18 protein-coding genes and 1 pseudogene are annotated in these 22,027 nt (G+C 67.0%); 17 read left to right on the top strand and 2 right to left on the bottom strand.

Going from position 1 to position 22,027, the window contains the following annotated elements:
* Nucleotides 1–3: 3 nt before the first annotated feature.
* From nuoG to GSE44_RS08720, 11 genes and pseudogenes are all read left to right on the top strand, one after another.
* Nucleotides 4–2,067 (top strand): NADH-quinone oxidoreductase subunit NuoG, encoded by a 2,064-nt coding sequence (gene nuoG, locus GSE44_RS08770; RefSeq protein ID WP_159348424.1) that lies wholly within the window; start codon nucleotides 4–6, stop codon nucleotides 2,065–2,067.
* Nucleotides 2,067–3,077, top strand: coding sequence for an NADH-quinone oxidoreductase subunit NuoH (gene nuoH / locus GSE44_RS08765; protein ID WP_201305987.1), 1,011 nt, complete (start codon nucleotides 2,067–2,069; stop codon nucleotides 3,075–3,077). Before nuoG ends, nuoH begins: the two co-directional genes overlap by 1 nt.
* 44 nt (nucleotides 3,078–3,121) lie before the next feature.
* A complete protein-coding gene (nuoI, locus tag GSE44_RS08760; RefSeq protein WP_159348422.1) occupies nucleotides 3,122–3,610 on the top strand; it encodes an NADH-quinone oxidoreductase subunit NuoI in 489 nt (162 codons plus the stop codon).
* A complete protein-coding gene (locus GSE44_RS08755; RefSeq protein WP_159348421.1) occupies nucleotides 3,607–4,296 on the top strand; it encodes an NADH-quinone oxidoreductase subunit J in 690 nt (229 codons plus the stop codon). The genes nuoI and GSE44_RS08755 overlap by 4 nt, the downstream gene beginning before the upstream one ends.
* Complete coding sequence (nuoK, locus tag GSE44_RS08750; protein WP_159348420.1) at nucleotides 4,296–4,607, top strand: NADH-quinone oxidoreductase subunit NuoK; 312 nt, start codon at nucleotides 4,296–4,298, stop codon at nucleotides 4,605–4,607. The genes GSE44_RS08755 and nuoK overlap by 1 nt, the downstream gene beginning before the upstream one ends.
* A 6-nt stretch (nucleotides 4,608–4,613) precedes the next feature.
* Entirely contained in the window at nucleotides 4,614–6,530 is a 1,917-nt protein-coding gene (gene nuoL, locus GSE44_RS08745; RefSeq protein WP_159348419.1) for an NADH-quinone oxidoreductase subunit L, read from the top strand.
* Nucleotides 6,527–8,038 carry an NADH-quinone oxidoreductase subunit M gene (locus GSE44_RS08740; protein ID WP_159348418.1) on the top strand — a complete coding sequence of 504 codons (1,512 nt, stop codon included), beginning with the start codon at nucleotides 6,527–6,529 and terminating at the stop codon, nucleotides 8,036–8,038. The genes nuoL and GSE44_RS08740 overlap by 4 nt, the downstream gene beginning before the upstream one ends.
* 16 nt (nucleotides 8,039–8,054) lie before the next feature.
* On the top strand, nucleotides 8,055–9,476 hold the full coding sequence (gene nuoN, locus GSE44_RS08735) for an NADH-quinone oxidoreductase subunit NuoN (RefSeq protein WP_159348496.1): 1,422 nt from the start codon (nucleotides 8,055–8,057) through the stop codon (nucleotides 9,474–9,476).
* Nucleotides 9,473–10,198: a biotin--[acetyl-CoA-carboxylase] ligase gene (locus GSE44_RS08730; protein ID WP_159348417.1), complete on the top strand. Its 726-nt coding sequence runs from the start codon at nucleotides 9,473–9,475 to the stop codon at nucleotides 10,196–10,198. The genes nuoN and GSE44_RS08730 overlap by 4 nt, the downstream gene beginning before the upstream one ends.
* Before the next feature lie 20 nt (nucleotides 10,199–10,218).
* Nucleotides 10,219–10,993 (top strand): annotated as a pseudogene (locus GSE44_RS08725) (type III pantothenate kinase); the annotation flags it as partial.
* A 43-nt stretch (nucleotides 10,994–11,036) separates the two neighbouring features.
* Nucleotides 11,037–12,689, top strand: a complete 1,653-nt coding sequence (locus GSE44_RS08720) for a ribonuclease J (RefSeq protein ID WP_159348416.1) — start codon at nucleotides 11,037–11,039, stop codon at nucleotides 12,687–12,689.
* Nucleotides 12,690–12,695: 6 nt separating this feature from the next.
* Here GSE44_RS08720 and GSE44_RS08715 read toward each other — a convergent pair whose 3' ends face one another.
* Nucleotides 12,696–12,959, bottom strand: a complete 264-nt coding sequence (locus GSE44_RS08715) for a hypothetical protein (RefSeq protein ID WP_159348415.1) — start codon at nucleotides 12,957–12,959, stop codon at nucleotides 12,696–12,698.
* An 84-nt stretch (nucleotides 12,960–13,043) separates the two neighbouring features.
* Here GSE44_RS08715 and GSE44_RS08710 point away from each other — a divergent pair, with 84 nt between their 5' ends.
* The 6 genes from GSE44_RS08710 (at nucleotide 13,044) to GSE44_RS08685 (ending at nucleotide 21,114) form a co-directional block, all read left to right on the top strand.
* Nucleotides 13,044–13,304, top strand: a complete 261-nt coding sequence (locus GSE44_RS08710) for a DUF1467 family protein (protein ID WP_159348414.1) — start codon at nucleotides 13,044–13,046, stop codon at nucleotides 13,302–13,304.
* Nucleotides 13,305–13,662: 358 nt separating this feature from the next.
* Entirely contained in the window at nucleotides 13,663–14,979 is a 1,317-nt protein-coding gene (proS, locus tag GSE44_RS08705) for a proline--tRNA ligase (protein ID WP_159348413.1), read from the top strand.
* On the top strand, nucleotides 14,979–16,232 hold the full coding sequence (locus GSE44_RS08700; protein WP_159348412.1) for a lipoprotein-releasing ABC transporter permease subunit: 1,254 nt from the start codon (nucleotides 14,979–14,981) through the stop codon (nucleotides 16,230–16,232). Before proS ends, GSE44_RS08700 begins: the two co-directional genes overlap by 1 nt.
* Nucleotides 16,225–16,920, top strand: coding sequence for an ABC transporter ATP-binding protein (locus GSE44_RS08695; protein ID WP_159348411.1), 696 nt, complete (start codon nucleotides 16,225–16,227; stop codon nucleotides 16,918–16,920). Before GSE44_RS08700 ends, GSE44_RS08695 begins: the two co-directional genes overlap by 8 nt.
* A gap of 89 nt (nucleotides 16,921–17,009) precedes the next feature.
* Nucleotides 17,010–20,456 carry a DNA polymerase III subunit alpha gene (gene dnaE, locus GSE44_RS08690; protein WP_159348410.1) on the top strand — a complete coding sequence of 1,149 codons (3,447 nt, stop codon included), beginning with the start codon at nucleotides 17,010–17,012 and terminating at the stop codon, nucleotides 20,454–20,456.
* Between the two features lie 88 nt (nucleotides 20,457–20,544).
* Nucleotides 20,545–21,114: a hypothetical protein gene (locus GSE44_RS08685; RefSeq protein ID WP_159348409.1), complete on the top strand. Its 570-nt coding sequence runs from the start codon at nucleotides 20,545–20,547 to the stop codon at nucleotides 21,112–21,114.
* 38 nt (nucleotides 21,115–21,152) lie between these two features.
* Here the strand turns inward: GSE44_RS08685 and GSE44_RS08680 are convergent, their stop codons facing one another.
* Nucleotides 21,153–21,980: an NADPH-dependent oxidoreductase gene (locus GSE44_RS08680; protein ID WP_159348408.1), complete on the bottom strand. Its 828-nt coding sequence runs from the start codon at nucleotides 21,978–21,980 to the stop codon at nucleotides 21,153–21,155.
* Between the last annotated feature and the right edge of the window lie 47 nt (nucleotides 21,981–22,027).

Genomic DNA, 22,027 nt, shown 5'->3' with positions numbered 1-22,027 from the left:
GCCATGAGCGATGTGAAGCTCATCAAGGTCACGGTCGACGGCAAGGAGGTCGAGGTGCCGCTGGGCGCCACGGCTCTCCAGGCCGCCGAGCTGGCCGGCGCGGAGATCCCGCGCTTCTGCTACCATGAGCGCCTGTCGGTCGCCGGCAATTGCCGGATGTGCCTGGTCGAGGTGGAGAAGGCGCCGAAGCCGGTTGCCTCCTGCGCCTTTCCGGTGATGGACGGGATGAAGATCATCACCGACAGCCCCGGCGTGCGGAACGCGCGGCGCGGGGTGATGGAATTCCTGCTGATCAACCACCCGCTGGACTGCCCGATTTGCGACCAGGGCGGCGAGTGCGACCTGCAGGACCAGGCCGTTGCCTATGGCGGCGACCAAAGCCGCTATCGCGAGCACAAGCGCTCGGTCACGGACAAGTACATGGGTCCGTTGATCAAGCCGATCATGACGCGTTGCATCCAGTGCACGCGCTGCGTCCGCTTCGCGACCGAGGTGGCCGGGGTGCCGGAGCTCGGCGCGGTTGGGCGCGGCGAGGCCCTGGAGATCACGACCTATGTGGAGAAGGCGCTCTCCACCGAGTTGTCGGGCAACCTGATCGACATCTGCCCGGTGGGCGCGCTGACCAGCCGGCCCTATGCCTTCATGGCGCGGCCCTGGGAGCTGGCGAAGGTCGACAGCGTGGATGTCCTGGACGCCACCGGCACCAATATCCGCGTGGACAGCCGCGGGCCCGATGTGCTGCGCATCCTGCCGCGCGTGCATGAGGACGTGAACGAGGAGTGGATGGCCGATCGTGGCCGCTTCTCCTTCGATGCGCTGAAGAAGCGCCGGTTGGACCGTCCCTGGCTGCGCCAGGACGGCAAGCTGCGCCCGGCGAGCTGGCCCGAGGCCTTCCAGGCCATTGCCACGAAGCTGAAGGGGCTCCCGGGCGACCGGATCGGCGCCGTAGCTGGTGGGCTGGCCGATGCGGAGAGCATGGTCGCGCTGAAGGACCTGATGGCGGCGCTGGGTTCGACGAACCTGGATTGCCGCGAGGATGGCGCGGCGCTGGATGCGTCTGAGCGCGCCTTCTACCTGTTCAACACGAGCATCGCCGGCATCGAGCAGGCCGATGCGCTGCTCGTGATCGGCAGCAATCCGCGCGTCGAGGCCCCGGTGCTGAACGCGCGCATCCGCAAGCGCGTGATCAACAGCCACATGCCCGTCGGCGTGATCGGCGTGGACGCCAACCTCACCTATCCGACGAAGCATCTGGGCGTTGGTCCCGATGCGCTGCGCGGCGTGATGGATGGCGCCTTCGGCGAGGTGCTGCGGAACGCCAAGCGACCGATGATCCTGCTTGGCCGGGGTGCGCTGGCGCGTCCGGATGGCGCGGCGGTGCTTGCGGCAGCCTGGGCACTGGCGCAGTCGCTGAACGCTGTGACGGCGGAGTGGAATGGCTTCAACCTGCTGCACACGCAGGGTGGCCAGGTGGCGGCGCTCGATCTCGGCTTCCTGCCGGGGCGGGGCGGCAAGGATCTTGGCGCCATGCTCGGTGGCGGGGTGGATGCGCTCTGGCTGCTCGGCGCGGATCAGCTGGATCCGTCTCTGATCGCGCCGGAAACTTTCGTGATCTATCAAGGCCATCATGGCGATCGCGCCGCCGGGCGCGCCGATGTGATCCTTCCGGGTGCGACCTATCTCGAGAAGGACGGCACCTATGTGAGCACGGAGGGCCGGGTGCAGCGGGGCCGCCGTGCGGTCTTCCCGCCCGGCGAGGCGCGAGAGGACTGGCGGATCCTGCGGGCGGCTAGCGAGTTGCTCGGCCATGCGCTGCCATATGACGACCTGGCGGCTATCCGGACGCGGCTGGTGGCCGTGAACCCGTCCTTCGCCCGAGTGGACGAGACGCCCGCACCGGCCGCCCTGACGGCGGCACCGTCCGGCGATGCGGGCAAGCTCGGCACCGCGCCCTTCACCCTGGCTATCACGGATTATTGGCAGGCCGATGTCTTTGCCCGCGCCAGCGATGTGATGGCCGAATGCGCGCGTGCCCATGCGCCGACCCCAGCCATGGCCGCCGAGTGATGGACAGCTTCCTCAACTCCCCCCTCGGCGTGTTGTCGCTGACCGTCGCGCAGGCGCTGGCGCTGCTGGTGCCGCTGCTGATCTTCGTGGCCTATCTCACCTGGGCCGAGCGCAAGATCATGGCGGCGATGCAACTGCGGAAGGGGCCAAACGTCGTTGGCTTCTTCGGCCTGCTGCAGCCCTTCGCCGATGCGGCGAAGATGCTGATGAAGGAAACCATCGTGCCCGCGGGCGCGAGCCGGGTGCTCTTCATCATGGCGCCGATGCTCACCTTTATGTTGGCGATGATCGCCTGGGCGGTGATCCCGGTGAACGAGGGCTGGGCAATCGCCGACATCAATGTCGGCGTGCTCTACCTCTTCGCCATCTCCTCCCTCGGCGTCTACGGCATCATCATCGCCGGCTGGGCCTCGAATTCGAAGTATGCCTTCCTGGGTGCGCTGCGCTCGGCGGCGCAGATGGTCTCCTACGAAGTCTCGATGGGCTTCGTGATCGTCACGGTGCTGCTCTGCGTGGGGTCGCTGAACCTGACGGATGTCGTGCTGGCGCAGAAGGGCCTTTGGTTCTTCATCCCGCTCTTCCCGATGTTCATCATCTTCTTCATCTCCACCCTGGCGGAGACGAACCGGGCGCCCTTCGACTTGCCCGAGGGTGAATCGGAGCTGGTGGCGGGGTTCTTCGTGGAATATTCCGCGATGACCTTCGCCCTCTTCTTCCTGGGTGAGTACGCGAACATGATCCTCATGTCCTCGCTCACCACCATCCTGTTCCTGGGTGGCTGGCTGCCGCCCTTCGATGTGGCGCCCTTCAACTGGGTGCCGGGGCCGATCTGGTTCATCCTGAAGGTCTGCCTCTGTCTTTTCACCTTCGTCTGGGTTCGCGCGACCTTCCCGCGCTACCGCTACGACCAGCTGATGCGGCTGGGCTGGAAGGTCTTCCTACCGATCAGCCTCGTCTGGCTGGTGCTGACGGCGGCGGCGCTGAAGATCTTCGGGTGGCTCCCGGCATGAGTTCGATGATTGGGGGGCACTGCTGCCCCGGAAAGGTCCGCTGAATGGCGACGCTCGACAAGATCGCGCGCAGCCTCCTGCTGACGGAGCTGGTCTCCGGCATGGGGCTGACGCTGAAGGCCTTCTTCAGCCGGAAGGCCACAATTGCCTACCCAGCTGAACGCGCGCCCCTCAGCCCGCGTTTCCGCGGGGAGCATGGGCTGCGCCGTTACCCCAATGGCGAGGAGCGGTGCATCGCCTGCAAGCTCTGCGAGGCGGTCTGCCCGGCGGTGTGCATCACCATCGAGTCCGAACCGCGGGAGGACGCCTCCCGGCGGACCACGCGCTACGACCTCGACATGACCAAGTGCATCTATTGCGGCCTCTGCGAGGAGGCATGCCCGGTGGATGCGATCGTTCTTGGGCCGAATTTGGAATTTGCGACCGAGACCCGCGAGGAGCTCTTCTACGACAAGGAGAAGCTTCTCGATAACGGCGACCGGTGGGAGCCGATCCTGGCCGCGCGCCTCCAGGCGGATGCACCCTATCGATGATCGCCGGACTCGCCTTTTACGCCTTCGCCGGGGTGCTGATCGCCAGCGCCGTGATGGTGGTCACCAGCCGGAACCCGGTGCACAGCGTGCTGTACCTGATCCTGGCGTTCTTCAACGCCGCCGCGCTGTTCCTCATCGCCGGCGCCGAGTTCCTGGCGATGATCCTGGTCATCGTCTATGTTGGCGCCGTTGCAGTGCTATTCCTCTTCGTGGTGATGATGCTGGACATCGACTTCACGCAGCTGCGTGAAGGTTTCCAGCGCTATGCTCCGATCGGTGCGGTGATCGGCGGTATCCTGTTCCTGGAACTGGTCTTCGTACTGGGCGCCTGGCAGTCCAGCGGGCAGTCCGAGGGGCTGCGGCTGCATCCGGTGCAGGAAGGCGTGCAGAACACGGCCGCCATCGGACGGGTGCTCTATACGGACTATATCTTCCTGTTCCAGGGCGCGGGTCTGATCCTGCTCGTGGCGATGATCGGCGCCATCGTGCTCACCCATCGCGACCGGCTGCGCAGCCGGCGGCAGGACATTGGCGTGCAGGTGTCGCGCCGCACCCAGCTCGATATGGCCTCGGTGCCGCTCGGCGCCTCGATCGGGGAATTGGGCATCCTTCGTCCGCTGCCGCCCGAGGAAGAGAAGCCGAAGGCCGTGGCGCATGACGATCACGGCCATGGGGGGCACCACTGATGCTTGAAATCGGCCTGGGCCATTACCTGACGGTCGGCGCGATCCTCTTCGTGCTCGGCATCTTCGGCATCTTCCTGAACCGGAAGAACATCATCGTCATCCTGATGTCGCTGGAACTGATCCTGCTTTCCGTGAACCTCAACCTGGTGGCCTTCTCGGCAAATCTGGGGGACCTCACGGGGCAGATCTTCTCGATGTTCATCCTGACCGTGGCGGCCGCCGAGGCCGCGATCGGGCTGGCCATCGTCGTCATCTACTTCCGCAACCGCGGCACGATCGAGGTGGAAGACGTGTCCACCCTGAAGGGTTAGGGCGCCATGTTCGTCGGTGCCGTCTTCTTCCCCCTGCTGGGCGCGACGCTTGCGGGGTTCTTCGGCCGCTGGCTGGGCGACAAGCTCTCCATGTGGGTCTCGGTCGGCTGCATGGTGCTGGCCGCCATCTGCGGCGTCTCGGCCTTCGTCGAAGTCGGGCTGCACTCGGCGCCCCGTACCGTCACCATCTCCGAATGGATCGATGTCGGCGGGCTGACCGTCGACTGGGCACTCCGCTATGACACGCTAAGCGCGATGATGGTCGGGATGGTGACCTTCATCTCCACCCTCATCCATCTCTACAGCGTCGGCTACATGTCGCATGACGAGACGCCGCCGCGCTTCTTTGCCTATCTCGGTCTCTTCACCTTCGCCATGCTGATGCTTGTGACGGCGGACAACCTGGTCCAGCTGTTCTTCGGCTGGGAAGGCGTTGGCCTCGCGAGCTACCTGCTGATCGGCTACTGGTACGACCGCGAGAGCGCCAACCGGGCGGCGATGAAGGCCTTCATCGTGAACCGCGTCGGCGACGTGTTCTTCATGCTCGGCATGGCGCTCACCTTCTGGACCTTCGGCGCCCTGAATTTTGGCGACATCTTCCCCCGGGTGGAGGAGATGCGCGGGGCCACCTTCGCCGGCCTCCCGGCGCTTGAGGTGATCTCGGTGCTGCTGTTCCTCGGCGCCTGCGGCAAGTCGGCGCAGCTCGGCCTGCATACTTGGCTGCCGGACGCGATGGAGGGGCCGACGCCCGTCTCCGCGCTGATCCATGCCGCCACCATGGTGACGGCCGGCGTGTTCCTGCTGGCGCGCATGTCGCCCATCTTCGAATACGCCCCGGTAGCCCTGACCATCGTGACCATCGTCGGCGCCGCAACGGCCTTCTTCGCTGCGACGATCGGCTGCGTGCAGAACGACATCAAGCGCATCATCGCCTATTCGACCTGCTCGCAACTCGGCTACATGTTCTTCGCCATCGGGGTGGGCGCCTATCAGGCGGCGATCTTCCACCTCTTTACCCATGCCTTCTTCAAGGCGCTGCTCTTCCTCTCGGCGGGCTCCGTGATCCACGCCATGTCGGATGAGCAGGACATCCGGAAGATGGGCGGCATCTGGGCGAAGATCCCGGTCACCTATGCCGTGATGTGGATCGGCAGCCTGGCCCTGGCTGGTATCCCCTTCTTCGCCGGCTACTATTCCAAGGACATGATCCTGGAGAGCGCCTTCGCCGCCCATACGGGCGCCGGGATGTTCGCCTTCGTCATGGGTCTGATCGCCGCCTTCCTCACGGCCTTCTACTCCTGGCGCCTGCTGATCCTCACCTTCCACGGCAAGCCGCGGGCGGATCAACACACCATGGAGCATGTGCATGAGAGCCCGGCGGTGATGCTGATCCCGCTGCTGGTCCTGGCGCTTGGCGCGCTCTTCACCGGCGCGGCCTTCGCCGACCTGTTCGTCGGGCACCACCAGGCAGAGTTCTGGAACGGGTCCATCTTCACAGCCGAGCACAACCATGTGCTGCACAATGCGCATGAGGTGCCGGGCTGGGTGCCGCTGGCGCCGACCGTGATCGCCATTGCCGGCATCGCGCTCGCCTATCTCTTCTACATGTTTGCGCCGGGTCTCCCGGTGCGGCTGGCGGAGACCTTCCCGGGTGTTTACCGCTTCCTGCTGAACAAGTGGTATTTCGACGAGCTGTACAACGCGATCTTCGTCCGGCCCTTCCGCCGCTTGGCGCAGGTGTTCTGGCGGACCGGCGACGCGCGGATCATCGATGGCATGCCCAACGGTATCGCGGCGATTACCGTCGATGCCGCGCGCGGTGTGGCGCGGTTCCAGACCGGGCGGGTCGCGAACTACGCCTTCACCATGATCGCGGGTCTCGTGGTCTTCGTCTCCGTCATCTTCCTGGGCTTCACCCGATGAACGCGGCCGGCTTCCCGCTGCTCTCCCTCCTCACCTTCCTGCCGCTGGCGGGGGTACTGGCCATCCTGTGCGTCCGGGGGGATGAGGCGACCGTCGCCTCCAACGCCCGCTGGACTGCGCTCTGGACCAGCCTGATCGTCTTCGTGCTGTCGCTGGTGCTGTGGTTCCGCTTCGATCCACAGGTCGCCGATGCCCAGTTCGTCGAGCAGGTCGCCTGGCTGCCGGAGTTCGGCGTCAACTACCACATGGGCGTGGACGGCATTTCGATGCTGTTCGTCCTGCTCTCGACCCTGCTGACTCCGATTTGCATCCTCGCCTCCTGGGAGGCGGTGCAGACCCGCGTGCGGGAGTACATGATCGCCTTCCTCGTCCTCGAGACGATGATGGTCGGCATGTTCTGCGCGCTCGATCTCATCATCTTCTACGTCTTCTTCGAAGGCGTGCTGATTCCGATGTTCCTGATCATCGGGGTGTGGGGCGGGCAGCGGCGCGTCTATGCCGCCTTCAAGTTCTTCCTCTACACGCTGCTCGGCTCCGTGCTGATGCTTCTGGCGATCCTCGCGCTCTGGTACCGCGCCGGCAGCACGGACATCGCGACGCTGATGGAGAACCCGGTGCCGCCGGCCTGGCAGTACTGGATGTTCCTGGCTTTCTTCGCCTCCTTCGCCGTGAAGGTGCCGATGTGGCCGGTCCATACCTGGCTGCCGGATGCCCATGTCGAGGCGCCGACGGCCGGCTCGGTCATCCTGGCGGGCGTTCTGCTGAAGATGGGGGGCTACGGCTTCCTCCGCTTCTCAATCCCGCTCTTCCCGGAAGCCTCGCAGTTCTTCGCGCCGCTGATGTTCGCCCTCAGCGTCATCGCGGTGATCTACACCAGCCTCGTCGCCTTCGCGCAGGAGGACATGAAGAAGCTCATCGCCTATTCGTCGGTGGCCCATATGGGCGTCGTCACGATCGGGCTCTTCACCTTCAACCAGCAGGGTATTTCGGGCGCCATCTTCACGATGCTCGCGCATGGCGTGGTCTCCGGCGCGCTCTTCCTCTGCGTCGGCGTGCTGTATGACCGGGTGCATTCGCGTGAGATCGCCCGCTACGGCGGCGTGGCGAAGGTCATGCCCGCCTATGCGCTGGTCTTCATGCTCTTCACCATGGCGAGCGTGGCCCTCCCGGGAACGGCGAACTTCCCGGGCGAGTTCCTGGTGATCACGGGCGCTTGGCGCTCCAGCCCCTGGGTGGCCCTTGGTGCCGCCGCGGGCATGATCCTGGGCGCCGCCTATATGCTCTGGCTGTATCGCCGGGTGATCTTCTCCAAGATAACGAAGGGGGAGGTGCGGGGGCTGCTCGATCTCTCACCGCGGGAGATCGCGATCTTTGCACCGCTGATCCTGCTGACTCTGTGGATGGGGCTCTACCCCTCATCCTTCACCAATGTCTGGGAAGTCTCCGTCGCCGCCCTCGTGGAGCGGCACGAGGCAGCCCTGGCCGTGCCGCGCGTGGCGGGGCTGTGAGTCGATGAGCGAGACGATGAACTGGACCCTCGCCCTTCCTGAGATCCTGCTAGCTTGTGCCGGGCTGGTGCTGCTGATGGTCGGCGTCATCCCGAAGCGGGACATGACGTTTCCCGTCACCATGGGCACGCTGGGCGCGCTGCTGCTGGCGGCGGTGCTGACCATGGCGACGCCTGACGGCGCCGCCTTCGCCGGGCAGTTCGTTTCCGACAGCTTCGCGCGCTTCGCGAAGGTTCTGATCCTGCTCGGCGCCGCCACCGGGCTGATGCTGGCGCTGGACTGGAACGAAAAGCAGGGCATTGCCCGATTCGAATTCCCGGTCCTCGTGCTGTTCAGCACGATCGGCATGATGGCGATGGTCTCGGCCTCCGACCTCATAACCCTCTACATGGGGCTCGAGCTGCTCTCGCTGTCGCTCTACGTCCTCGGCTCCTTCGATCGGGACAACGCGCGTTCCGCCGAGGCCGGGCTGAAGTACTTCGTGCTCGGCGCCCTGGCCTCCGGCCTCTATCTCTATGGCGCCAGCCTTACCTATGGCTTCGCCGGCTCCACCAGCTTCGCGGCCATCGGCAGCGCGGTTTCGGGCCAGGAGGGTGTGTCCCTCGGCGTGGTGGTCGGGATGACCTTCGTGGTCGCCGCGCTGGCCTTCAAAATCTCGGCGGTGCCGTTCCACATGTGGACGCCCGACGTCTATGAGGGCGCGCCGACGCCCGTGACAGCCTTCTTCGCCTCGGCGCCCAAGGTAGCAGCCGTGTCGCTGCTGGTGCGGGTGCTGGCGGATCCCTTCGCCGATCTCGCCTCGCAGTGGCAGGGGGTGATCTGGCTCGCCTCGCTCGGCTCCATGCTCCTGGGTTCGCTGGCGGCCATCCGGCAGCAGAACATCAAGCGGCTGATGGCCTATTCCTCCATCGGCCATGTCGGCTACGCCCTGATGGGCCTCGCGGTCGCGACCGACACCGGGTTGCGCGGCGTGATGCTCTACATGGCCATCTACCTCGTGATGAATGCCGGCGTCTTCGCGGTGCTGGTCGCCATGCGGCGCCAGGGCCGTTCGCTGGAGCGGGTGGATGACCTGGCCGGGCTCGGGCGTACCGATCCGGCCATGGCGATCGCCATGGTGGTCTTCATGTTCTCCATGGCCGGCATTCCGCCGCTCGCGGGCTTCTTCTCGAAGCTCTACGTCTTCCTGGCTGCGGTGCAGGAAGGCTACTGGGTGCTGGCGACAGTGGGCGTGCTCACCAGCGTGATCGGCGCCTACTACTACCTGCGCATCATCAAGGTGATGTATTTCGACGCACCCGCGGGCACGCTTGATCCGCGCTCGGCCTCGGTGTCGCTGGTGCTGGCGGGGGCCGGGCTGTTCAATGTGCTCTTCTTCCTCTTCCCCGCTCCCATCGTGGCGGCGGCGGCGGCGGCGGTTGCGGCGCTGGCCGGGTGAACTCGGCGCCGGCGGGCTGGCGGCTGCTGGTCCATGATCAGCTTCCCAGTACTGCCGACCTGATCCGGCGATGTGCCGAGGATGGCCAGGCCGAGCGCCTCGCCATCCTCGCGCGCCGCCAGTCGGCAGGGCGCGGCACGCAGGGTCGGACCTGGGAATCACCGGAAGGCAATCTTTATCTTTCCGTTCTGCTTCGCCCGGATGTGGCCGCCCGCGAGGTGCCGCAATGGAGCCTCCTGGCTGCCGTCGCGCTGTATGAGGCGCTGGCGCCCTATGCCGGCCTCGGCCTCACGCTGAAATGGCCGAACGACCTGCTGCTGGGCGGGGCCAAATGCGCCGGCATCCTCACCGAGGCTGCGCTGGACGCGGGTGGGCGCCTGTCCTGGTTGTGCTTCGGATTCGGGGTGAACCTTGCCTACGCGCCACCTGTCCCGGGGCGGGCGACGGCCTCGCTGCCGCCGCCTGCCCTCACGCCGGAGGAGGCAGCCGCTGCCATCATGTCATCGCTCGACCGCTGGTGCGGAGTGTTGAACGCCGAAGGTTTCAGTGCGGTCCGCGAGGCTTGGCTGGCGCTCGGCCACGCTGTCGGCGCGGTGCTGACGGTGAACTCAGGGGGTGTCCTCCACCGGGGCGCATTCGACGGGCTGGACGAGACCGGGGCCCTGCGCCTTCGCACCGCGACCGGCCTGCGCATGGTCACGGCCGGGGTCGTGAGCCCCTGAGGGCCTGAGAAGGACGCGCCATGCTCCTGGCCATCAATGCCGGCAACACCAATGTCGTCTTCGCCGTGCATGACAGGTCGGGATGGCGCGGGCGCTGGCGGATCGCCACCAGCCTGGGCCGGACGAGCGACGAATATGCCGTCTGGCTGCTGGCCCTGCTGTCGCATGCGAGGCTGCAGCCGGCCGATATCAATCGCTGCGCGCTCGGCACAGTGGTGCCCGCCGCGCTCTACACACTCCGCCGCTTCGTGCGGGACTGGTTCGGCCGCGAGCCGCTGGTCGCCCGGACTGGCAGCGTGGGATGGGGCTTCGAGATGTTGGTCGACGGCCCGATGGAGGTCGGTGCCGACCGCCTCCCGAATGCGCTGGCCGCGCATGACCAGTATGCCGCCCCGCTGATTGTCGTCGACTTCGGTACCGCCACCACCTCCGACGTCGTGGGGGAGGGCGGGGCCCATGTCGGCGGCGTCATCGCTCCCGGCATCAACCTGTGGATCGAGGCTTGGCACCGGGCCCGCCGCCCGCCTCCCCAGGATTGGCATCGGCCGGCCCCAGGCGGTCACTGGCCGGGACACGGCGCCTGCCATGCAATCCGCGATCTTCTGGGGCTATGTCGGGATGGTGGAGGGGCTCTTGACCCGGATTCAGGCCAAGTTCGGCGGTCCCCGGAAGGTGATCGCGACCGGCGGCCTTGCCCCCTTGTTCGCGGAGGGGACCACCGTCATTCAACATACCGAACCCGATATCACTCCCAATGGTCGCCGCCTGTTGGCGACCCGCAACCCACCCCCCATCTTCCATAAGACAACGCTTCCAGACTCCTCAAGAACGAGAACGAATGACCTTCGAAACGACCGACGACCTCGCCTTCCTCCCGCTTGGGGGGACGGGGGAGATCGGCATGAACCTCAATGTCTACCGCCTGGACGGCGCGTTGCTGGCTGTGGACTGTGGCATCGGCTTCGGCGGCGCCGAGACGCCAGAGGCGGAGATCCTCGTCCCGGACCCGACCTGGTTGGCTGAGCGGCGCGACCGTCTGGTCGGGCTGGTCATCACCCATGCCCATGAGGACCATCTCGGCGCGGTGGCGGCCCTGTGGCCACAACTCCGTTGCCCTATTTATGCCAGCCCCTTCGCCAGCGCGGTGCTGCGCCGGAAGCTGGGTGAGGCTGGGCTGATGGGCGAGGTGACGTTGCACACCATGCCGCTTTCCGCTCGGGTGAAGATCGGTGACTTCGACCTGCAATTCCTGCGTGTGGCGCATTCGGTGCCCGAATCACAGGCTATGGCCATCCGCACGCGCCATGGCATCGTGCTGCATACCGGTGACTGGAAGCTGGATCCGTCCCCGCTCACGGGCCTGCCCACGGACGAAGCCGCCTTTGCCGCCCTGGGCGAGGAAGGCGTGCTGGCGATGGTCTGCGACAGCACCAATGCCTTGGTGGACGGTCATTCCGGCAGCGAGGCCGATGTGCGCGTGGCGCTGACTTCGCTCATCGGGGGCCTCAAGGGCCGGGTGGCTGTGGCCTGCTTCGCCACCAACATCGCGCGCATCGAATCCATCGCCTATGCCGCGAAGGCGGCGGGGCGGCGCGTGGCGCTGTTCGGCCGCTCCCTCCGCAACGCCGATGCCGCGGCGCGCGAGACTGGCTATTTCAAGGATGTGCCGCCTTTCCTTGATGAGGAGGAGGCCGGCTACCTGCCGGATGACGAGCTGCTGATCGTCTGCACCGGTAGCCAGGGCGAACCGCGCTCGGCGCTGGCGAAGATCGCGGCCGATACCCATCCGCAGATCTCCCTGGGGGAGGGCGACACCGTCATCTTCTCCTCCCGCATGATCCCGGGGAACGAGAAGGCGATCATGGCAGTGGAATCGGCGCTCTACCGCGCCGGCTGCCGGGTGGTGACGCCGGATTCCGAGCATCCGGTGCATGTCTCCGGCCACCCGGCCAAGGACGAGCTGCGCCGCCTCTATGATCTGGTGAAGCCGCGCCATGCCGTTCCCGTGCACGGCGAGTGGCGGCACCTGCAGGAGCATGCGGCATTGGCGCGCAGCTTCGGTGCCATTCCGCATCTGATCGAGGATGGTGACATGCTGCGCCTGGCACCCGGCGCCGTTGAGGTCTGCGAGACGGTGCAGAGCGGCAAGCTGGTCGTGGACGGGCCGCGACTGCTGCCGCTTGAGGGCGGGGTGCTGGGCGCGCGCCGACGGATGCTGTTCAACGGCGTCGTCGTCGGCTCGCTGGCCGTGGACGACAACGGCAAGGTCCGCGGCGTGCCGCAGATCTCCGCCCCGGGTCTGTTCGAGCCGGGGGAGGAGGCGCCGGCTCAGATCGCCGCCGACTTGGCCCGACTGGTGAACGACCTTCCGGCGCCCCTGCGGCGCGAGGACTCGGCCCTGCGTGAGGCGGCGCGGACCGCCCTTCGCAAGGCCATTGGGCGCCGCGTCCGCAAGCGCCCGCTGGTCGAGTTGCACCTGCTGCGGGTGTGAGCCCGCTCAGCGCAGGTTGAATTGGAGCATCACGCCCGGAGGCGGCGGCGCATAGGCGACGGGCGGGCCATAGTGCTGGTAATAGCGCCGCTCATGCCGGCGGGCCTCGCGCCAGCGTTCGCGGTGCCAGCGCTCCTCGCGCCTGGCCTCCCGGCGCTCATGCCGTTCCCAGCGGCGATGTTCCTCCCAGGGGGGACGAGCCTGAGCGGTGTCGGGCAGGATCGGCAGTGCCGTGATGGCGAGGCCGGCAAGTAGCAGGATGCGTCGCAAGGCGGTCTCCTTTCGGGACGTGCATGCGACGGAAACGCCCGGAAGCGCCGTGGGATTACGGCGATGTCAGGGCAGGGGGACCAAATGGGCTTGATTACGGGGACTGTCGTCTACTTCCTGGTGTGGTGGACGGTTCTCTTCGCCGTCCTGCCGCTGGGGGTCGATCCAGATCCGGAGGCCGAGCCGGCCGGAGGATGGCGCGGAGCGCCGCGGCGCGTCCGGATGCTCCGCATCGTGCTGCTGACGACGTTGGTCTCGGTATTGGTTTGGCTGCTCATCGAGTGGCTGGTACGGGCTGATTGGCTTTCCTTTCGGGAAGGATGGCTCGCAAAGCCCAATGATTAGGCATATGCGTGCGTTTTGTGCATTGAGGGCGTAAAACTGCAGCATATCCTGCTTGATCCGCCTAAATTTTCATCTCGGCACGGGGAAAAATTCTTTCGTGCCTGGGTGCGGTGCAGCATCATCGGGACATGGAAGAGGGCTTTTCCTCTTCCGCCGTGTGACTGGCGTTTCCTCCCTAAACTCGGGCCGCTCCTTCGGGACGGCCCTTTTTTTGCCCTGGCCGCTGCCGGGCTACGGGCTGCGGAACCTGGCGCAAGCGATGCTCACCGTTTGAGAGCGGAATCACGCCGCCGGGCGATACCGCCCTCGGGCGATCCGATCTAGGTTGCGCCCCGAACCCGACCCGGAGCCTGCCACCTTGCGCCTCTCCCGCGCCTTTCTGCCTACACTCAAGGAAACGCCCGCCGAGGCGCAGATCGTCTCGCACCGGCTCATGTTGCGCGCCGGACTGATCCGCCAGACCAGCGCCGGCATCTATGCCTGGCTGCCGCTGGGCCTTCGCGTGCTGCGCAAGATCTCGGAGATCGTGCGGCAGGAGCAGGACCTGGCCGGCGCCCAGGAAATCCTGATGCCGACCATCCAGCCCGCCGAGTTGTGGAAAGAAAGCGGCCGCTATGACGATTATGGAAAGGAGATGCTCCGCATCACCGACCGCCATGACCGGGAGATGCTCTACGGCCCGACCAACGAGGAAATGGTCACCGACATCTTCAAGACCTACGCCAAGTCCTACCGGGACCTGCCGCGCAATCTCTACCACATCCAGTGGAAGTTCCGGGACGAGATCCGCCCCCGCTTCGGCGTGATGCGCGGCCGCGAGTTCCTGATGAAGGACGCCTATTCCTTCGACCTCGGCGCTGCTGGTGCGCGGGAGTCTTACCGCCGCATGTTCCGCGCCTACCTGCGCACCTTCGCGCGGATGGGGCTGAAGGCCATTCCGATGCAGGCGGATACCGGGCCGATCGGCGGCGACCTGTCCCACGAGTTCATCATCCTGGCGGAGACGGGGGAGAGCGAGGTCTTCCTCCACAAGGACCTTCTGGACTTCGACGTGCTGGCGCAGGACCCGACCGGCACGGGCGACCCCTCGCCGGTGGTGGACTTCTGGACCAGCCGCTACGCCGCGACCGACGAGAAGCACGACCTGGACACCTGGAACGCCATTCCGGCCGAGCTCCAGGTTAATGCGCGCGGCATCGAGGTCGGGCACATCTTCTATTTCGGCACCAAGTACTCGAAGCCCATGGGGCTGACGGTGGCGGGGCCGGACGGCACCCCGGTGATCCCAGAGATGGGCTCCTATGGCATCGGCGTCTCTCGCCTTCTGGCCGCGATCATAGAGGCCGGACATGACGAGAATGGCATCATCTGGCCGGACGCGGTGGCGCCCTTCGCCTGCGCTATCCTGAACCTGAAACCGGGTGATGCGGCAGCGGATGCGCTTTGCGAGCAGCTCTACGCCGCCCTGCCGGGCGAGGTCGTCTATGACGACCGTGGCGAGCGGGCGGGCGCCAAGTTCGCGGATGCCGATCTCGTCGGCTATCCCTGGCAGGCCATCGTGGGGCCCCGCGGCGCCGCCAAGGGCATTGTGGAACTGAAGCGCCGTGCGACCGGCGAGCGACTGGAACTGCCGCTGGACGAGGCGCTCGCCAAGATCCGCGCGACGCTCGCCTGATGTTCTCGCCCTTCGAGCGCGCCGTCGCCTTCCGGTACCTGCGCGCCCGCAAGGGCGAGCGGTTCGTCTCGGTTATCGCCATCTTCTCGCTGGTGGGCATCGCCCTCGGCGTCGCGACGCTCATCATCGTCATGTCGGTGATGAACGGTTTTCGGCAGGAGCTGCTGGGCCGCATCCTTGGGCTGAACGGGCATCTGGGCGTCTATGCGCAGGACAATTCCGGCCTGCGCGATTTCGACGACATCGCGGGCCGCATCCGCCAGATTCCCGGCATTGTCTCGGCCACGCCGATCGTGGAGGGGCAGGTGCTCTTCACCAGCGAAGCGGGGGGCGCGACCGGCGGCCTGGCTCGCGGCATCCGGCCGGAGGACCTGCGCGCCCGGCCGCTGATCGCAGGCAACATCCGCGCCGGCGACCTTTCGCGCTTCGGCGGCGACGACACCATCGTCGTTGGCACGCGGCTCGCGCGGAAGCTCGGCCTCCGCATCGGCGACCGCATCACCCTCGTCTCGCCCCAGGGCCGCGCGACGGTTGTCGGCACCGTGCCGCGGCTGCGCGCCTATGAGGTGGTGGCGATGTTCGAGGCCGGGATGCAGGAATATGATTCCAGCTACGTCTTCCTGCCCTTCGGCGCCGCGCAGATCTATTTCCAGCACCGTGACAGCGCGACCCAGGTGGAGGTCTTCGTGGAGGACCCCTCCCGCGTGCGCAACGCCACCCGCGCGATCTTCGAGGCGCTGCGTGGCCGGCCTGTCCGCGTGCTGGACTGGCAGGATTCCAACTCCTCATTCTTCAATGCGGTGCAGGTGGAGCGGAACGTGATGTTCCTGATCCTGACGCTGATCATCATCGTCGCGGCCTTCAATATCGTCTCGTCGCTGATCATGCTGGTGAAGGACAAGGGGCGGGACATCGCGGTGCTGCGGACGGTGGGCGCCACGCGCGGGGCGATCCTGCGCATCTTCCTGCTGGCGGGCGCCTCGATCGGGGTTGCGGGCACGCTGATCGGCTTCGCGATGGGCCTCATTTTCTGCCTGAACATCGAGAACATCCGGCAGTTCCTGCAATCCCTGACCGGCACCGAGCTCTTCAACGCCGAGGTCTACTTCCTGACCAAGCTGCCCGCGGTGGTGGAACCGATGGAGGTGGCGCAGGTGGTCGGCATGGGCCTCGCCCTGTCGCTGCTGGCGACCATCTATCCGTCCTGGCGCGCGGCGCGGCTCGATCCGGTGGAGGGGCTGCGCAATGCCTGAGACCCCCCTCTTGACGGCTTCCCTGTCCCTGCGAGGCGTGGAGCGTCGCTACCGTACCGAGGCCGGCGAGCTGCCGGTGCTCCGTGGCGCTGAGCTGGACCTGCATGCCGGCGAAATCGTCGCCCTGGTGGCCCCTTCGGGCACCGGCAAGTCCACGCTGCTGCATGTGGCGGGACTGCTGGAGAAGCCTGATGGCGGACGGGTGCTGGTGGAAGGCCGGGATTCGAGCAGCCTGTCCGATGACGCCCGCACCGCCTTGCGGCGGGAGACCATCGGCTTCGTCTATCAGTTTCATCACCTGCTCCCGGAATTCACGGCGGAGGAGAACATCGTCCTCCCGCAGCTGGCGGCATCCCGTCCGCGCCGTGAAGCAGAGGCCCGCGCGCGTGACCTGCTGGCAGCCTTCGGGTTGAATGATCGCGGCCATCACCGCCCGACGCGGCTTTCGGGCGGCGAGCAGCAGCGCGTGGCCATCGCTCGCGCCCTGGCAAACGCCCCGAAGGTGCTGCTGGCCGACGAGCCCACCGGCAACCTGGATGTCGCCACCGCCGACCGCGTTTTCGCGGAGCTGCTGGAGGCGGTGCGGGGCAGGGGCCTCGCTGCCCTGATCGCCACGCATAATCCCGAGCTGGCGGCGCGGATGGACCGCACCGTCACCCTGCGCGACGGGCTGATCGTTCCCACCTAGCCTCCGCCGGGCCACAGGGCAGGACGTTCCGCTTCCCGGCATGGCGGAATCGCCTGCGCCGGGGAGGGGGAGCGCCTATATTCCCTCCCATGTCCGGCAGCTTCGTCCATCTCCATGTCCACTCCGCCTATTCGCTGGCGGAGGGCGCCGTCAAAGCGGACAAGCTCCCCGGCCTCGCCCGCAAGAACGGGATGCCGGCACTTGCCCTGACCGATACGGCGGTCATGTTCGGCGCGCTGGAGTTCAGCCAGTACGCGACCAAGGAAGGGGTGCAGCCGATCATCGGCTGCCAGCTCTGGCTTGCCCGCGCCAGGGAGCCGGAGCGGCCGGAGGCCGCGCGCCTGCCGCCTGATCCGGTGGTGGCGCTGGCGATGAGCAAGCCGGGGCTGGAGAACATCCAGCGCCTCTCCTCCCTCGGCTGGCTGGGAGAAGACCCCTCCGGCAAGCCGGCCATCAATCTCGACCAGCTCCGCGCCCATGCCGAGGGCGTCTTCCTGCTGACCGGTGGCACGCTCGGCCCGCTTGGCCGCCTGCTGGCGGAAGGACGCCGGCCCCAGGCCGAGGCGCTGCTCGCCGCGCTGCGCGAGGCCTATGGCGACAATCTGGCAGTCGAGCTGACCCGCCATGGCACCGAGCATGACCGTGCGGTGGAGCCGGGTTTCCTCTCCATCGCCGATGCGGCCGGCGTGCCGATCGTGGCCGCCAATGACGTGTATTTCGCCACCGCCGCCGCGCATGAGGCGCATGATGCGCTGCTCTGCATCGCCGAAGGTCGGACACTGGCGGAGCCGGACCGTCGCCGGCTGACGGCCGAGCATTGGTTCAAGCCGCCCGCCGCGATGCGGAAGCTTTTCCACGACCTGCCGGAAGCCTGCGACAACACCCTTGCCATCGCACGCCGCTGCGCCGTCATGGCCGAGACGAAGAAGCCCGAGCTGCCGATCTGCCCGAAGGTGCAGCCCGGCATGACCGAAGCCGAAACCGTGCGGGACATGGCCAAGCGTGGGCTTGAGAAGCGCCTCGACGCGCAGGAAACCCCCGAGGAGAAGCGGCCCGCCTATCGCGAGCGGCTGGAGTTCGAGCTCTCGGTCATCGAGAAGATGGGATTCTCGGGCTACTTCCTGATCGTGGCCGACTTCATCCAATGGGCGAAGGAGCAAGACATTCCCGTCGGACCGGGCCGTGGCTCGGGCGCGGGTTCCGTCGCCGCCTGGGCCCTGTTGATCACCGACCTCGACCCGCTGCGCTTCGGCCTGCTCTTCGAGCGCTTCCTGAATCCTGAGCGCGTCTCGATGCCGGACTTCGACATCGACTTTTGCCAGGACCGCCGCGACGAGGTGATCCAATACGTCCGCCGCGAATATGGCGAGGACCGCGTCGCGCAAATCATCACCTTCGGTCGGCTGCAGGCGAAGGCGGTGGTGCGCGACGTCGGCCGCGTGATGGGCATGCCCTTCGGTCAGGTGAACAAGATCGCCGAGCTGATCCCGTTCAACGCCGCCAAGCCGCCGACGCTGCAGGAGGCGCTGGATGGCGAACCGCGCCTGCGCGAGATGCGCGAGACGGACGAGAACGTGGACCGTCTGATGCAGACGGGCCTTCAGCTGGAAGGCCTGTATCGCAACGCCTCCACCCATGCCGCCGGCGTGGTGATCGGGCGCAAGCCGCTGATCGAGATTGTGCCGCTCTACCGCGACCCACGCAGCGATATGCTGGTGACGCAGTATTCGATGAAATACGTCGAGAGCGCGTCGCTGGTGAAGTTCGACTTCCTCGGCCTCAAGACGCTCACCGTGCTGCAGCGCGCGGTGGACATCCTCAAGGCCCAGGGGATCACCATCGACCTGACCGCCATCCCGCTGGATGACGAGCGGACCTACACCATGCTCGCCAAGGGCGATGCGGCCGGCGTGTTCCAGTTCGAAAGCCAGGGCATGCGGGACGTCCTCCGCATGATGCGTCCGGACCGTTTCGAGGACCTGATCGCCGCCGTCTCGCTCTATCGCCCGGGCCCGATGGCGAACATCCCGGCCTATTGCGCGCGCAAGCACGGCCAGGCCTGGGAGCCGGTGCATCCCGCCATGCGGAGCCTGGTGGAGGAGACCTACGGGATCCTCGTGTACCAGGAGCAGGTGATGAGCATCAGCCAGGAGCTGGCGGGCTATTCGCTGGGCGGCGCCGACCTGCTGCGCCGTGCCATGGGTAAGAAGATCCGCTCGGAGATGCAGGCGCAGCGCGCCATCTTCATCGAAGGCGCCACGGGACGCGGCATCCCGGAGGACAAGGCCGGCGAGATCTTCGACCTGATGGAGCGCTTCGCAGAATACGGCTTCAACAAGTCCCACGCCGCCGCCTATGCGCTGATTTCCTACCAGACAGCCTGGCTGAAGGCGAACCACCCGGTCGCCTTCCTCGCCGCCTCGATGACGCTCGACATGGCGAATACCGACAAGCTCGCCTCCCATCTGACGGAGGCGGCGCGGCTCGGCATCAAGGTGCTGCCGCCGGATGTGAATGCCAGCCGGGCGGAATTCGCGGTGGAGGAGCGCGAGGACGGCAAGCAGGCCATCCGCTTTGCCCTGGCGGCCGTGAAGCGCGTCGGCCTGGCGGCCATGCAGGACCTCGTGCGGGTGCGGAACGAGGGTGGCCGGTTCCGCTCGCTGTCCGACTTCGCCGACCGGGTCGACCCGAAGCAGCTGAACAAAATGCAGGTGGAGAACCTGGCCCGCGCCGGCGCCTTCGAATGCCTCGATCCCAACCGCGCGCGGGTGACGGATGGGGCCGAGCTGATCCTGCGCCGCGCCCAGGCCGCCGCCGAGGATCGCGGCAGCGCGCAGATCGGACTGTTCGGCGCGCCAGGCGCCTCCCCCGACACCCCGCCGCTGCGCCTGCGCGACATGCCGGACTGGCCCCAGCTCGATCGCCTTTCCCAGGAGGCGGAGGCGATCGGCTTCCACCTCTCGGCGCATCCGCTGGACGCCTACAAGGAGGTGCTGCGGAAGCTGAATGTCTGCCCGATCGCGAAGATGACGGAGCGCGCCCAGGGCGGCGCCGCGCGGCTCAAGCTGGCCGGCACCATCATCGGCACGAAGGAGCGCACCACCAAGACCGGCAGCCGCATGGCCTGGGTCCGCATTTCGGATGCCACAGGCAGCACTGAGGTGACCTGCTTCTCGGAAATTCTCGGCAAGTGCCGGGAGATGCTGACCGAGGGCAATGCGGTGATGTTCACCTCGGAGGTCCGCGCCGATGGCGAGGCGGTGCGGCTGACAGCGCTGGATTGCGAACCGCTGGAGCGCGCCGCCCAGTCGGTTGGTCAGGGGTTGCGAATCGAGATCGCCTCGATGGAGGCGCTGGACCCGCTCCGCGCATTGCTGGAGCGGGAAGGGAAGGGGAAGGGGGAGGTGGTGCTCGTTCCCCGCACCGGTCCGGGGCAGGAGGTGGAGCTGGCCCTGCCGGGACGCTGGAACGTCTCGCCAAGGCTTGCCCAGGCGCTGAAGGTCATCCGTGGCGTCGAGACCGTGGAGGCGGCGTAATCTTGCCTCCATCTTCTGTCAGGCCGTCCCCATCTGAATGATCCGGCCAAGGCCGGACCGACCTGACCGACGCAGTATGGAGCGACGAATGAGCCACGAGTTCCTGGACGACCGCCGCCGCGCGATGGAGGAGGCATTCTTCGCAAAGCAGGATGCGGAGCTGATCCGCCGCATGCAGAAAGGCGCGGCGCCGGATACCCAGAAGGAGTCGCTTTCCGCCGCTTCGGGCATCACCGACCCGGCGCTGCTGGAGAAGCTTGTCGGGCTGGGCTTGAACAGCAACAGCTTGGCCGCTCTTTCGCTCGTGCCGCTCGTCGCCGTTGCCTGGGCCGATGGATCGATCGACGAGAAGGAGCGCGCAGCGCTGCTCTCCGCCGCCGCCGATTCGGGGCTGGACCGTAGCGGGACGGCCTACCAGCTCCTGACCGGCTGGCTGGCCAACCGCCCCTCGCCGCAGCTGGTCGAGACCTGGGCGGACTACATCAAGGCCACCTCCGCCGGTCTCGGCGAGGATGCGAGGCGGGCGCTGAAGCTCAGCCTGCTGGGGCGCGCCCGGCGGGTAGCGGAGGCGGCCGGCGGCTTCCTCGGCCTCGCCTCCAAGGTCTCGCCCGCGGAGGAAGCCGTGCTGGCGAGGCTGGAGCAGGCCTTCGCACACTAGAACAACAGGCCCGGGGCGATCCCCCGGGCCTGCCCGGCTCAGCGCAGCCCGAAGCCCATGGCCTTCAGCGCCGCCGTCATGGTGTCGCGGCCGCTCAGCGAAGCGCCGCTCGCCACGCGCTTGAGCATCCGCCCGGACCAGGTGCTGCGCCCCATGCCGTTGCGTTCCGAGAAGTCCGCCAGCGCATCGTCATAGCCGGCGATCGAGCGAGGCTCATCCGCCGGCGCCTCGTAGCGCTCCCGGTGCAGTACCAGGGACTGCGGCAGGCGTGGCTTCACCGCCGCCGTCACAGCCGGATCGGGCCAGCCGATGCAGAGGCCGAAGGCAGCGAAGGCATTTGGCGGCAGGCCCAGTTCATCCGCGACCTCGCGCGGGTGGTTACGCAGCGCGCCAACATAGACTGTGCCCAGTCCGAACGATTCCGCCGCCACAAGCGCGTTTTGCGCGGCGATGGCCGCATCCACCAGCGCGACCATGTAGCTCTCCAGGTAGTCCAGCCCCTCCAGCGGCTGTCCGGCGGCCTTTCCCAGCCGCTCCAGCCGCGACAGGTCCGCGATCCAGCAGAGGAAGAGCGGCGCCTGGCGGATGAAGCCCTGGCTCCCCGCCAGCGTGGCGAGCCGGGACCTCCGCTCGGGATCCTGCACCGCCACCACGCTCCAGGCCTGCATGTTGGAAGAGGTGGGCGCGGATTGCGCGGCCGCCACCAGCGTCTCCAACGTGCCCGGCGGCAGCGGGCGGTCGAGATAGGCGCGAACCGCGCGGTGGCTCAGCAGGCTCTCCACCACGGCGTTGCTGGGGCCGAGCGGGGGCACCGCGGCCGGGCTGCCATAGCGTTCGGCGAGGGCGGAGGAGATTGCTGCGCTCATTAGGGCTCGGGATCCTGTCGTGGCTGGAGGGGCCGGAAGACTGCCAT

Source organism: Muricoccus harenae, assembly GCF_009848505.1.
GTDB classification, from domain to species: Bacteria; Pseudomonadota; Alphaproteobacteria; order Acetobacterales; family Acetobacteraceae; genus Roseomonas; species Roseomonas harenae.
Note: the sequence above shows the minus strand (reverse complement) of the source record. Positions and strands in the feature narration are given on the sequence as shown.